11 protein-coding genes and 1 pseudogene are annotated in these 13,416 nt (G+C 53.2%); 2 read left to right on the top strand and 10 right to left on the bottom strand.

Translation table 11 applies throughout. The features are described from left to right. Positions 1 to 611 precede the first annotated feature (611 nt). A pseudogene (locus HU755_RS01420) lies at positions 612 to 1,058 on the top strand (substrate-binding domain-containing protein); the annotation flags it as partial. A 100-nt stretch (positions 1,059 to 1,158) separates the two neighbouring features. Here HU755_RS01420 and HU755_RS01415 read toward each other — a convergent pair. From HU755_RS01415 to HU755_RS01400, 4 genes are all read right to left on the bottom strand, one after another. Further along, positions 1,159 to 1,803, bottom strand: a complete 645-nt coding sequence (locus tag HU755_RS01415) for an HAD family hydrolase (protein WP_186630324.1) — start codon at positions 1,801 to 1,803, stop codon at positions 1,159 to 1,161. Positions 1,804 to 1,855: 52 nt separating this feature from the next. Further along, positions 1,856 to 2,353 (bottom strand): hypothetical protein, encoded by a 498-nt coding sequence (locus HU755_RS01410; RefSeq protein ID WP_186630323.1) that lies wholly within the window; start codon positions 2,351 to 2,353, stop codon positions 1,856 to 1,858. Positions 2,354 to 2,550: 197 nt separating this feature from the next. Beyond that, positions 2,551 to 2,874 carry a hypothetical protein gene (locus tag HU755_RS01405; RefSeq protein ID WP_186630322.1) on the bottom strand — a complete coding sequence of 108 codons (324 nt, stop codon included), beginning with the start codon at positions 2,872 to 2,874 and terminating at the stop codon, positions 2,551 to 2,553. Further along, positions 2,874 to 3,608, bottom strand: coding sequence for a metallophosphoesterase family protein (locus HU755_RS01400; RefSeq protein WP_186630321.1), 735 nt, complete (start codon positions 3,606 to 3,608; stop codon positions 2,874 to 2,876). Before HU755_RS01400 ends, HU755_RS01405 begins: the two co-directional genes overlap by 1 nt. A gap of 209 nt (positions 3,609 to 3,817) precedes the next feature. Here HU755_RS01400 and HU755_RS01395 point away from each other — a divergent pair, with 209 nt between their 5' ends. Further along, entirely contained in the window at positions 3,818 to 4,291 is a 474-nt protein-coding gene (locus HU755_RS01395; RefSeq protein WP_238349932.1) for a helix-turn-helix domain-containing protein, read from the top strand. A 306-nt stretch (positions 4,292 to 4,597) separates the two neighbouring features. On the opposite strand, the gene HU755_RS01390 is transcribed toward HU755_RS01395, so the two are convergent. The 6 genes from HU755_RS01390 to HU755_RS01365 form a co-directional block, all read right to left on the bottom strand. Further along, positions 4,598 to 4,981, bottom strand: coding sequence for a histone-like nucleoid-structuring protein, MvaT/MvaU family (locus HU755_RS01390; protein ID WP_178124053.1), 384 nt, complete (start codon positions 4,979 to 4,981; stop codon positions 4,598 to 4,600). Between the two features lie 67 nt (positions 4,982 to 5,048). After that, positions 5,049 to 5,354 carry a hypothetical protein gene (locus HU755_RS01385; protein WP_017135654.1) on the bottom strand — a complete coding sequence of 102 codons (306 nt, stop codon included), beginning with the start codon at positions 5,352 to 5,354 and terminating at the stop codon, positions 5,049 to 5,051. A gap of 829 nt (positions 5,355 to 6,183) precedes the next feature. Further along, positions 6,184 to 8,259 (bottom strand): TniQ family protein, encoded by a 2,076-nt coding sequence (locus HU755_RS01380; protein ID WP_186630319.1) that lies wholly within the window; start codon positions 8,257 to 8,259, stop codon positions 6,184 to 6,186. A gap of 208 nt (positions 8,260 to 8,467) precedes the next feature. Next, positions 8,468 to 9,334, bottom strand: a complete 867-nt coding sequence (locus tag HU755_RS01375; protein ID WP_017135652.1) for a TniB family NTP-binding protein — start codon at positions 9,332 to 9,334, stop codon at positions 8,468 to 8,470. A 2-nt stretch (positions 9,335 to 9,336) separates the two neighbouring features. Continuing rightward, entirely contained in the window at positions 9,337 to 11,175 is a 1,839-nt protein-coding gene (locus HU755_RS01370) for a Mu transposase C-terminal domain-containing protein (protein WP_032865449.1), read from the bottom strand. A gap of 1,001 nt (positions 11,176 to 12,176) precedes the next feature. Next, entirely contained in the window at positions 12,177 to 12,866 is a 690-nt protein-coding gene (locus tag HU755_RS01365) for a hypothetical protein (RefSeq protein ID WP_186630318.1), read from the bottom strand. Positions 12,867 to 13,416 lie beyond the last annotated feature (550 nt).

The raw sequence follows: 13,416 nt of genomic DNA, 5'->3' as shown, positions 1-13,416 counted from the left end.
AGTCGCCACCAGTTGAAAAGCACTCTTGCCCTTATCTCAGTAGCGTGCCGTGCGGAAGCTGGAGACGCCCTCCAACCCTAGGCGTTCAGTGAGCCAACAGGTGGAATAGAGTCCATTGATGTTGCTCACGACCGGATGCTCTTCTATTTGACCTAATTGACGCACTCCGCGGCGAAATTGAGGGTTTGAAAGTGGACAGAAATATTCACAGTAAGGGTGAGCCCAACCCGATCAGGGGCCACCCTGCGGCCGCTCAGGCAATGGGAATTCTAAAGGACGCTGATACCACCTATGCGCCGCAAAATAGTTCTGATAGATGGCCTGATCGGGCTTCATCACTTCACTTCACATCCCGCACCGAGCGCTAAGGCATCCACCCCGGGAGCCAACGCTCCCACCTGCGAGCGATAAGGCGTAGACAGGTGAGAGCAGGAAAATTTGGATGTAATGAAATTTCAGCACGGTGAATGGTGGGGCCAGCCGTCATCGACCACTCGAAGTGACTGAAAATCCAGCTCCGGAACCCGGCTAGTCGCGCTATTGGATAACGCCAGGCCACGCCGCGATTGCCAAATCAGCAACGATAGGCGGAGGCTTTTGGCATACGTTGCCAGGAGGCCATGGTGGATATTGGCATTCTCGCAGCACAACCCTCATACCCCGCAGATGTCACCGTCATACGCCTGCCAGAGCGTTCGCAGTTTGGGCTCTATGTCAGCAAGCACCATAGTTTGGCGAAGGCTAAGAATATCAATCTGGAGGAGCTTGAGTCCGTCCGGCGTCTCTACATCAAGACCTACGCGCCGAGTATCAGGGACGGTAGAGGGCTGGCATGGTCTGCGCCTGACTACCTCACATTGATGGAATTCGCAGTCGGAGGCTTCGGCTGGGCTGAGCTACCGCGCCATCTGGTCGCAAGATTCGGCCGAGACCTGGTAGAGCTCAAGGCACCTGGTTATCCGCGGGGCGTGGAGATTGATGTCGTCTGGTCGCGCGATCGTCCACTTGGGCCCGCAGGCCAGTGGCTTATTGAGCAACTGAAAAACAAGCTTTCTTGATCCCACCTGGCAGCGCATAACCTCGGGCCGAAGATCATTGCTGTATGAGAGTACGGGCGAAGAGGTGGTGAGACTATCCCGCTGTGAGACTAGAATTCTCTCACTGGTCGAGGCCTGTTGTATCGGTCATCACGTGCGCGAACCGTAGTAGATTACCAAAGCGCCCTGCCCCAGCCCTATCAAGATGAAAGCCCTCGATGCCAATCTGACGCGGGCCGTTCTGGTCGCATTTTCGAGAGTCTCCGATCATCACTACCCGCTCAGGGCTGGCGCCCAAGAACTGATCAGAAGCGAAGCCAAGCATGTGACAAATGCTGAGGTAGATCCCAGCATCTGGCTTCATCAGGCCCACTTCGGAGCTAAAGCAATAGGCATCCAGTCCAGGAATAAGCAACCTTACGGATTTGCAGTATGGGGCCGCTAAATTGGAGCAAATGCCGACTTTCACCCCGTGGCTGCGCAGCTGCTCAATCGCCGGCTCAGCATCCTGAAAAAGATTAAGTGATTCAAGCTCTCGATCCAGCGCATCCTGGACAGATGAAAGCTGAGCGGGTGTGAGTCGAATTCCGAAATGATCGGCAGCCTCTGCAACCTCACAGTCATTGGTCATGATCCACCGCATGTCTTCTCGCGCAGCAACTCGGCCCTGCTGGGAGCCCAAGCGCAGGAGCTGTCGGTATGGATGCTGCCGATTCCGAATCTCCACAAGCGTACCGAAGACATCGAAAATCACCGCCTTCATCATCTTGCACCTCCCCATAGATAGGTGGCTGCCGAAACAATACTGGCCCTGACCGCTAGCGAACCACGATACCGTGGCTGGCCAGATCGCCAATCAGCGTCTTGCGTCGCAGCATTCCTGGAATTTTAAACAGACTCCGATACCCATAAAACAGGCCCACCGGGATAATTAAGAGGCCGAGACCGTACGTGGCCGTTGCGGCGATCAATCCTGCCGGAATCGCTGCGAAAGTGAATACGATACCTTTCAGCACACTCGATTTAGCGACGAGCTTCATGTGGTCAAGGTCGTACTCAACCTTCCCATTCTGCTTCTCGAAAGCAACAAGAACGATTGAGTTTTTCGCAAGATGCTTGTAGTACCAGGTTGTGGGGCTATCCGTTACTATTGCACCGTGCTTTCGCAAATAAGCGAGCATCACAACTTCTTTAAAGTGGAATGTATTCCCTTTGACGTCTTCGCATCGTACCTGACTGTATAGGGCATCCAGCTCGCCACTAGCTTTTAGATCGTAGTTTTTAACAGTAAGTACCATCTTCTTCAGATCAGACATGCTTCTTCCTTAGTACATTTAATCTTGAGGCTGCCGGTAGCTCGAGGTCATCTGAGCAAGCGCGCACGCGAAGTAATCCAGCGCTTTGTTTCAGCAGGATATGTAGGGTTGCGAATCGGAGGTGCTCTGCTCCTGGCCAAGTACTACTGCTTGTAAGCGCCTTCAGCCTGGCTGATGAGCCAGCCTGATTGGGAGGCTCAACTCGGGTCTCTTAGCTCGCTAGCAATGACGAAGTGGTCTTGGCCATTGAGGCTGCGCATTAATTTAAAGCCCTCCCTGGACTCAACCAAGACCAGTGGAGGGGTAGCAACCGTCATTCCATTCAAGCTCACGTTTGACTGATCGTTGTAAACGAGCGCCGCATAGCTCTGCCCTATCCTTGCAGCGTTGACAAGGTAAGCGTCGACCACCACTCCCCAGGAAATGCCCTGTGCCTGAATGACTTCTGAGGGAAGATCCCGCTCGAGCTCTATCGGCTCGATGGCGTGGTCAAAAAAGTGCTTCTTCGCCGAAGTGGCCATTAGATTTGGATCTCAAAGTAAGGGTCAAAACCGGTGTTCTCTGAAGGGTAACCACGGGGGTTTGAGATCACCCGGCAGCCAGCCAGCTCAACATCTGTAGCCTCATGCGTGTGACCGAACACCCACACATTGGCCTCCTCGATTAGGTGCTGCCAGTCGTTGGTGTACGCTGCAGTAAGATGCCCTTCATGCTGCTCACCAATCACCACGTGAGATGGTGAGTGATGGGTTACCACTACCGTTTTGCCGTCAAACGGTTGAGCAAGCTCTTGGGTGAGCCAGTCCTTGGCGATGTGGTTCCGGGTAACCAGGTCATCCGGTCTCAATCTTCTGTAGTTCGAGTCTGCCCTGATGTACTTGAAGTCGTTCATGCCTTGCCTAGCAGCGTTGCTGGCCGCGACCTGGTTCCCTGTTGACGTGAAGTCAGTCCACGCTGTGCTGCCGAGGATTCTGACATCCCCCAGAATCAGCGATTCGTTTTCCAGAACATGCACGTGGCCCGCCGCGGCGTCCTTCATCTTCTGCAAGGTGCGATCAAGGTGCCCGTCGTAATATTCGTGATTCCCTGTGACGTACACGACCTGGCAGGCGAACGTCTCGTTGGCCCACTGAACGCCCCTGACCTTTTTGTTGATGTCGCCGGCGAGGATTACCAGGTCAACTCCACCATCAAGGGGCGGCGGGTCGAAACGGTGGAACTCGGCATGGAGATCTGAGTAAATTCTGATTCGCAAACGCTGGCTCTTGAGGATTTAGCTGTAAATTGAAGCGCACCGGATCTGTCAGCGCGGCGAGCGCGTGGGTATGCCTATGCGATGGATTAAGGGCTTCCCAGCGCTCCCATAAAAATCCAGACACAGTGCCTTTATATCCACTCCATGCACTATATTGCATGGAGTGGAAGCGCGCAATATGGCTTTATCCTCAGCTTTGGATGCTCCAAATGTCGCTGAGAGAACCACTCGCCGCCGTCCTGAGGCTGTCGCGCGCAGCACAGAATCTCTCCCAAGAGGACTTCCATGGGCGAGTAGAGCCTCGCCAACTCAGTAATATTGAACAGGGCAAAAGCAGTCCTACCCTTTCCACCCTCGAGGACATATCTGTAATCCTCGACATCAATCTAGTCGCCCTCCTCGCCGCGGCCTCCTCCCATGGTCGCCGTCAGACACCCAAGGAGTTTTTGAAAGACTTGGCCGGCGAGCTTGCCAAGCTGGAAAAGCTAGGTGTCCTGGACAACCTCGACGGCGAGTTCAGTGATGGGAAGCTCCACTCGGTGCATCCCCGTATTCGATCAAAAGAGATCAATCGGGCGGCAGTACTCAAGTGCAAGGCTGAGGGGAAGACGCAGGTGGAGACCGCGGGAAGGCTGGGGCTTGGGCAGTCGACGGTTAGCAGGCTGTGGAAAGACGACCACTAAGCGCTGTGCACGCTTGGTTTACGTACACGTGATCAGTTGGCGGGCATCCCGTAGGGGATTCCCAAATTGCATACCTGGCGCTTAAGAAGACCGCCCGCTCCCTGACCTGCAATCTCCTCACTGGAGGGCAGATATGCAGCGACTGGGCCGTCAAGCGCAACTGCATGATATTTGATCATGCTTTGTGGGTAAGATTGAGTGTGGTAGACAGGCTGGGCTTGAATCAGCCTATTGCGCTCCAGCTATTTTCGTCATTCGACACAGTAGTCATGGTAGGGCTCAAGGTTTCAAGAACCGGTCTCGAGCTTAAATCTCTCGCCAAGATGTGACAACGTCTGTGCCGTATTGCTCTTTCCATGCCTTTAGACGATTGTGGTTTGACCCACGAGTTTCAACGACTTCACCCGTATGTGGATTCCGATACCGTCGCATCGACTTGGCAGTTGATTTTACAGCAGGCGCATCTTTAGCAATCGACTGTAGAGCTTCGTGAACGCACTCTGCAGAAGAAATGGCGGTGAAGGCGCGGCCTGGCTTGATCAAACGTACAACATCGCTCGCGCTGAAATTATAGCGATCTTTCAGCCTTATAAATTCTTCCGTAAACGCAAGGTCTTTAGCGAGACCAGGCTTTTCTTCAAGCTTGGTCAACTTACTCTTAAGGGAGAGATAGTCATTAAGGTTCGTCATTTTAGAGCCCTCACCCCGGAAACAATGCGTTTGTATTGACGAGACTTAGATTCACCTGCCCAGTGAATCATGCTGGTTCGGCTTTAGTGCTGCCGGTAACACTCAAATCCTCGCGACACTCACTTTTTTCGCCGATCAGTTTGCGCAGCTCCGAACCTTCTTCGGACTCGTAAAAACTCACTATCTCTATCAGCCGCAAAGCCTCGTCATCACTGTAACCATAACGCTGAATCAGCTGATCAAGCTCCTTGCTGAATTCCAGATCGAGCTGATAGTTCGAGTCGCTGGCTTCGAGACGATGGGCCTCGTCGGCAAGCCTCGTCAGCAAGAACTGAAGCTCTCGAATCTCAACGTAGGTATGAGGTCGGCTCATGATTCCGCACCTGGCTTAGGACGCAATTTGAGTGTAGTCCAAGTCTTAAGGGTGTTAAAGGGTTCAAAGGGCCTTTGGCAGGAATCGCAAAGCGCTCCGCCACGCCACTTTGCGTGATTCAGGCCAGTCCTGAGGGCTGAGGCTCTTCCGCACGCCGGGCAAGCATGGTGATTTGGGCGGATTTCATCGTTCTGGATGTCTTAAATTCATTTTCTTATATTTCAATAACTTAACTCATTGATTCGGCTCCTGTAACAATGATAAAGGCCATGTTCGTTTACGAAAACCGGTGCCATCATGCGCTCATGAACCATGCCCAAAGCGACATATGTCAATTTACCTTAAACCTTCCATATCAGTTTAGAGGAGCGGCCACGAGGCTATGAGAGCTGGAACAATATACTGATAAAACCTTGCTTGGCCTCGGCGCTCCGCGATTCCGGATTTTAAAGCAATTTTCTGCCTGGAAGGCTCTATCTCCGGCATTACAAGGCGCCACAATTTAAGCGTAAATTGGCGTCGATGGCCGTTTCGCCCACACATCATCTCCGGTGCATATTGCTGGTGACGGTGATAGCAAATGACTGATGCGCTGAAGCCGCCTCGCTCACCTCTGACGCGCTGCTTAACCTCACGCGCCATGCGTCACAGCGCAGGAGGCGCTCAGAGGTGTCAGCCGTCCCCGGAGGCTTTTAGGTTCACTCCAGCAATACCCTCTCTCTACAACCTTGTTCACTACAAGACGTCGCCTAAGAAATACGAGGCGAGCGATTCTGACTGCGGAATGCGCCTCCACTCGAACAAAAAATCGGCCTGCGGTTTGCGGCTACTATTTTTTTAGCAGCCATTCCACATGCGCCAAATCTTCGGCAGAAAGATTACGTCGGGCGCTCTCCCATACTGCAACAATGTGATAGTTCTGGAAGCACTGCGCGAGGGCTTTTATCTCGCCACGATCACTGGGGAAGACACTATCGGTAAACGTAAGCGCTCCCTGGAGAAAGTCATGTTCTGCAGGCCTAATCAAATTAAAAGCACATCCGATAAGCAAATACGCCACTGCTATAGCCTTTGGAGGCGCCGTTTCAATGTTTGCCACCAGTTGCCGAACTGTTGGCCTATCGAACAACTTAGCATTCAGCCTTGAACCTTTATCCAATCTGATGAACCATCGCGCGATACCGCCATCACTAATTAAAGTAGGTTGGTATAGGAAAAAACCCAGTAAGAAATAGAGTGCATACTTAGAGGGCTGGCTCATTGTAGGTTTGGCCGGCGCATTGTCTACCCAGACCTGTAAGCGGCCAACAATTCGGCAGATCCTGCATTCAGATGCAATCTCCTGAAAACCACGCGCACTTCGGCTGATCAACCCGGTGCCGTGGTCAAAGGCTTCGCGCTGAGTATGCTGGGAGTAAGCAAGCCAGGATCCGGTCAGCTCACTGAGGCTGCTCCTATCAAGGCGCTGCAGCAAAACCGGGTGACGATGATAGATGCACACAGCGGCCCCACGTTTGCGCCACGCCCTGCGCAGTGCAGGGGCTCTCATCGCTGTCACATCGTCTGCAATGCACTGAGCACAGTACTTACGGTTCTCCCGAGGATGCGTGGCATCACCTGGAAGCGAAAATTGGACGTGCATGCGATTCTGTAAGCGCGCTGGAAACACGTTGAGGAATGCCTGAGATCGATAAAGCGTATCGTGTTCAAGGATGTCTCTTCCTAGCGCCACGCTATAGCCAGCGGAGCCAAGGAGCACCGCCGGATCCCAAGGAATCTGATCCGCATTCCCTTCATTGGACGGAGCTGTCGCCACCTCCCTGGCCAACCTCGCCGGAATTGGCAGACCGTTGGAGTCTGCTACGCCGCGTGCACGTGTGAGCATTTGGCGCTTATAGGAGTGATAGGACTGCTGACTACCCTGAGTCAGCCCTGTACACCACCGCAGAAAATCATCATGAATGATCGTGATTGATGGGGAGCATGCATTTCTGGACAGCCAGGAGCCCAAGGTCTCGTCAGCGACCGGTTTGAGGTACGTTTCGAATCCTCGCTCGAATACCGCCTTGGGTTTCGGTTTAGGTGCGTGAATACTCAGCACCTCAGCAGGCTGGGAGTCTTGCTGTTTTACAGAGTGAGCGGGTACCTGGCTATGGATACTGAGTACTTCTGCAGCTCCAGCGACCTCTGCAACCCTGGCAACCTCAGCAAGGGGAAGAGGCACTTTATCCAGCGCTCCCGCCCTCCCTGCCATTGACTTGGCGTCCAGTACCATGGACGCCTTGAGTGCTCTGAGAGTGGACACGGTTTTGCCAACAAGCCCCTTTGTGTGCTCATGAAGCTCGTATAGATCGATACCGTGAGACGTCACGAATTCGGGAAATAGGAGCGGGATGGTCTTAGGCACCAGCATTCTGATGAGGTCGTTTTCGGCGTCAATCGCTCCTTGCTGGAGCGGGTCGAATACGGCCGGCGGACTCTCGAACGGAACTAGGTAAGTTGGGATTTTCGACAATGCCAGTGCTTCCATTGTCCCGGCAACGAAGTGTTGATAGGCCTCGTCGCACTCCACAGCCTTCAGATCGACGTACACGACTTCGACCCCCATACCGCGTGCGCGCAACCCCAGCTCCGTTAGCCCGTCGTACGTACCGCAGAAGACAATGTCATAGCCGAACGGCGGCGTTAGCAGATAGGACAGCACTTTATAAGTCAAATGGATCTTCTGCTGGTGCTTGCTGAAGAAGTCGTGCCCATCGTCAAATATGATCGTCTGATACCGCCTCAAATGAAGCGCAGCAATGTAGGGGAGGCTAATCCTGCGTGGTGGGTGGATATCAGCGGAGTAGATGGGCAGGCCTAGCGACCTGAGGAGATGGGTCATGAACACGAAATCAGCGTTCATGGCCATCCTTGGCACCAATTCCGAACGCATGCCTTCGCGAGCTAGCAGCTGATGAAGACGTGAGGCGAAAGCGCTTGCTCCAGCGCCCGCCTCACCCCTCACGACAATCAGCCTTCCTTCTGCCTTATGGCGCTCGCGTAGGAGAGCCAGAGCACGCTGCAAAGGCGGTTCATTGGCTGAACTGCATACCCACCCACGCCACACAGATTCAGTCATCCCCGAACGTGGGCAGCAGCATGCTACGACTCAGGCTAATCAGCTCTTGATCGATCCGCTCCTCTCCGGACTGAATCGCTAGTTTCGCAGAGGCGACCAGCACCTTCACGATCTCTCGCGTGCTCCCATTACATTCATTTACCAGATCGGCCTGAATATCCCGGGTATCCAGAACAGAGGCTTTCCTGAGTGGCATGAATTTGACGAAAGTTTTGAGGAAGCGCGAGAACTCTAAGCTGTCAGACTCCCACGAGGGCACCTCCCACAGTCCGAAGCGCGATCGGCACTGTGAATCTACAGCTAGGTGGGATTTGAATTCCTCAGTGCCCACGACAATCACACTCAACCCCACGTCACTGTTAGCCAAGGCGCGCAGATAGGTGTAGTTGGACTGAACGAGCATGTGCTTTGCACCGATCAGCGCGTTTGCTTCGTCAAGGATGCAAACCGCTGCCTGCATTTGCTCCAGCCTCTCCTTCGTGCGCTTAACACCATTGGGATTGCTCATCGTCTTCGCATTCTCCGTGAAGCCGATTTGGCTCAGAAAGGTTTCCTGGAGGTCGATGTGCCGTCCACAAGTGGCCAAGTCGATCCGGATGACACGAGTGGCATCGGGCGTGTTAAACAGAGCCTCTGCGCGCTCAACCATCGTCGATTTGCCGATGCCGCTAACGCCGATGAGTCCAATACACGATCGACTGCCGATGCGCTGAAGCTCGATCAGGCGTGCGACCGCATCAAAGAAAGACTTGGTGCTGCCGGTCTTGATCCAAACCGGCATGTCGCAGTACGCGATGCGAGCCTCGTTGTCCATGAGAGCGATCTGCTGGACTTTCGGGGCCAAATGAGACAAATCCATGGCTATTCTCCCTCGAACTCATCGACGGGTTCAGAGAAGTCACGCTGCTGGTACGTGACTTTCTTGGCTTTCTTGGCGTGGTGCTTGAGCAGCGGATCGAACTTATCTGCAGCATTGATCTCACGCTGCTTGCGCATCGCAGGACTGGGAAGCGCGAGCGCCTTGCTGATCATTTTGGTGCGAGCGAGGAACGCCCTGACAGCCCGCTCTCCCAGCTTCCCTGCCCTTTTCCCTGCTTTGGCCAGCGACTTGAGCAGAAGATCACGGGCGGCAAGGGTTCCAGTGGTCTGCTCACGCGCAGGCACCTGAATCCACTCACCCTCAATAAGGACGAGGATGGAAGACAAGTTGACTGGGTCATACTTTACGCGTAGCCGCTTGCCGACAAAGGGTCGCAGGACATTGCTCGAGTAACGGAAGCCGTTGACCTTGAGCCCCGTCCTGGACAGGGTAGGATTCTTCTCCGGCATGACCTCGATGATGAAGTTTTTGACGTTGTGGACTTGCCGGGGAATGGTGGGCGCCCCATTCTTGTCCGTCATGGCCTCGAGCCAACGCTGACGCGGCGTCTTCCCGTCTGTTGCTATGGTGTCGTGATACTCGCAAACGGAAAGCGTGAAGTACCTGATGAACTCGTCAAGCGTCATCGCATGATCTTTCGACGGATCATAGTCCCTTTCCTTCCGAGTCCTGGAGGCCGTCCCCCCGGGCAGCATCTGGACTGCGCCGATGTTCAAAGTGCCCAAAACTCGCTCGCAGATTCCTCCATCCTGTTTTTGGCTACGGTGCCGAAGCTTGATCCCTTCCAGCGCGCACGCACCGGCTAGATTCCCCGACCTAAACTCGCGAGCGTTGTCAGTCAGCAGCTCGTCAAAGAGGCCATAAAACTCGTAATCGTGATCTTCAAGATCCAGCTTCTTCATAAACCCGTCTTTAGGCATTACTGCGTGCTTGAGCGCATGAGCAACGCTGCAGAGGCAGGGATAACGAATGGCGATATAGAAGCCGAGGATCACCTTGGTCTTGGCGCAGATCGCCAAGGTGATCCAAGGCCGGCCAATGGTCTTGTCAGGCTCTTCAGTGCTGGAAATGAAGACATCCGCAACGGTGTGATCCATCTGGACTTGCTCAAGCGCACGACTGAACCCACGGAAACCATCCCTAAGCTGGAAATTGTCACCAGCAAAGTCTTTGCCACGCACGGGAACCGCTTTTTCGTACTCGGACAGCTTGTTCATGCGGTCGCAGATTGTTTCGTAGGAAGGCACCTCGGTGATTTTCAGCTCATTGCATCTCGATTGAACCCCCTTCCATACCGTGCGGTAAGATGCACCCTGGCCACGATACAGCCAGAACTGGTCAGCGATGATCTTCTCCATCTCAGGAGAGAGGGTCGTTGCACCTTGCTTACGCCCACGCTTCTTCGTAAGCAAACTGATATGGCCAATCTCGGGGTTGTAGTTGCGGCGCACCTCGTAGTAACGAGGGCGACTGAGCCCGCATTCCTTGGCGGCTTGCTCAGCGGAGATCTCTTTTTTGAGCTCTCGCTCTATGATCTTGAAACGATCGTGCGCTTGCTCCATTTGCTTCGTAGTGAAGCCATCGATCAATATGAGCGAGCGCGCCGATTCGGTTTCTGCGATCTTGGTAGCAGCGGCCTCATTGAGGGTCTGGTGATCGACAGGGATCGCCTTAGCGGCTTCCACCGCACATACTTTGAGAGTGCGTAGATTCTTTAGGTATACTTTCCTGGTGGCCTCGTCGATGCCCTCGACCAACCAAAGATCATTGTCATACCTAACAATTTTACTACTACCATCTAGCGCTGAAAAAGAATTCATAACGGATACCTCTGCTCAGTGGCCATGGGCGGAACCTTCAGCAGCGCTTCTCGACGCTTACTTATCAACCTTCATGAAGATCCTTCTTTTAGGCACTAAGCTGTAGGCGTGACGAGGCACGCTCGGTGAAACCAGCGTTAGGCGCCGCCCGATTGGTTTTAGCATTGGACTAAAAGTCCTGTTATGTTGGACATAGAGATCCCAAGGGTTTGAAACCCTGAGACGGTTTGTTTGCCCTGCCCTGCCTTGTTTTCGATCAGTTGGTCGGCTACTGGCCAGCCGGTTTCTGGTTGGCGGTCGGATTCGTTCGGTCGTGGATTAGATCAGTAGCGGACTTTTCGCAGACCAAGCAGTATTGGCTTTCGAATATCTCAACTACAGCGCCAGGCCTTGCACCTCCTGACTAACCACGACACCCCATATCAGCCCCAGGGGCCGCAATGTTTGCGCTCCTGCTTCTTGGCCTCCAAACTTGCGGGACTAAGCTCCTGGGTGTTCCTACGGCGCACTTTGTAGTATCAGAAGTTGCTAAGGTCGCATTCATTCGCAGCTTCCTGAAGGTTAATTTCCCACTGAGCGTCCTGACGATAATGGTGCACCTACTCTGTGCGTCCATTATTTGCTCCGGGGTAAAACCGTTGACCAGGATCAGCGATCTCCACACCGTTTTCGCTGCGTCCTTGGCGACTGCAGACTGAATTAGAGCGTGATGATCCACAGCCTTCACACTGTCAATACAAACTGAACACACCTCGGAGCTACGGGCATTCCTGAGGAGCACCTGCCTGGCCGTCCCGTTCAAACCCTCTACAACCCAGATATCACTGTTGTATTGCACGACCATGGGGTTCTCACCCAAAGCGTCGTAGAAGCTCATGATGAATCCTCCGATTAGTGGCTACTAGTGGTGTCGGACGGTACCTACTGAAAGTACCGTCCGACTTGCTTCAGCGCTGGACTATTCCAGTACTATTCTCTTAAGGCATCTTGGGTGAAGGCTTTTAGTGGTACCGAAGAACCTCTTGGGAGAACAGAACATCCAGGCGTTCGGCAGTGGCGCTATAGGATGGCGGCTTGATCTTCAAGAAAGAACACTCTTGGCAAACTACACGCCACGCGTTCTTCTTGGTCGAGGAGGCTTTTAGGAACTCGCGCCTGAACACGCCAGCGATAACACTTTCAACTTCCGAACTCAGCCGAGACTTTCGCTTTGCGCATTCTGTAATTTGAATGCGCATCTGAGGAGTGATTACGTCAAATTTCACCTCGTGGGGCCATGGCTCCCTCAATTCAGAAACTTCCTGACTGAGTTTGCTTTGGTCGAACTCCTCAAAAGAACAAGAATCAGATCTTACGAAAAGTCTCGTACGGGAGGCAGTATCATCGCTTTTTTGCTCGGTCGTGATCTTTCGAGTGGCGATACCAGTAACAAGGAAGCCAACGACCAGATCAGTAGCGCTGTCCAACATCATGACCACCGATGGGTAAGTCCTTGGAGGATTACCCGAGATCGGTTCCTTGCTCACGCGGCGTTCTGCTTTGGCGGTCTTATTTGAAGATATGCTGTCGCGCGAGGATAGCCCTGGCGGGCGGGGTGTGTTGGGGGCGTTCAGTGTAGCCGGCTTTATACAAATGGGATTATGTTGGCCTGCGTCCGATTCAGGCGAACCAGGCTTGGTTGGCTTGCGCATAATTTACCTCCAATCCCCCTTTTAAAACGGTTGGGGAAATGGATAGGCTACGGGGGACTAGCGGGATCGTCCCCATCACCACCTGCTGCAAGTCAGTCGATGAGACTCAAATTTAAACGCTCAAATTTGCCGTGCAGCTTTTGAGGTTTAGCACCGCAAATGCGTAGCGCAAGCTTGATTTTTCTTTTTTATTACATTACCTATATAAATCAGAAAGTTGAGATGAAAAAAAATTTTTTGTCATGGAATTGAAACGAAGAAAAAGCAGGCGGTTTTTTCTTCTTTAAAGCGACGCTCGGCTAAGAGGCAGGATTTGCGGTGGCTTTTGGGGTGAAGGTTTTTAAAGGCTGGTGACATGCAGCAACACCTGTCTCGTTTGGTTTGGCATGTGCATCTGGATCATCCAGAGAAACGACCTACCTCATTACCCACCAGCGTGGTTCTTCCTCAGTGGTTGAACCGTAGTCTTAATACGCGCCCTTTTCTTTTATTCTCACAATTTCAAAGGCTTTCAAACTCAAATCGAAACCGACCAAAAGACTGACACTTC

It is taken from the genome of Pseudomonas sp. SWRI111 (assembly GCF_014268555.1).
In the GTDB taxonomy this organism is placed as follows: Bacteria; Pseudomonadota; Gammaproteobacteria; order Pseudomonadales; family Pseudomonadaceae; genus Aquipseudomonas; species Aquipseudomonas hamedanensis.
The sequence above is the reverse complement of the archived record's forward strand: the minus strand, read 5'-3'. Positions and strand labels throughout refer to the sequence as shown.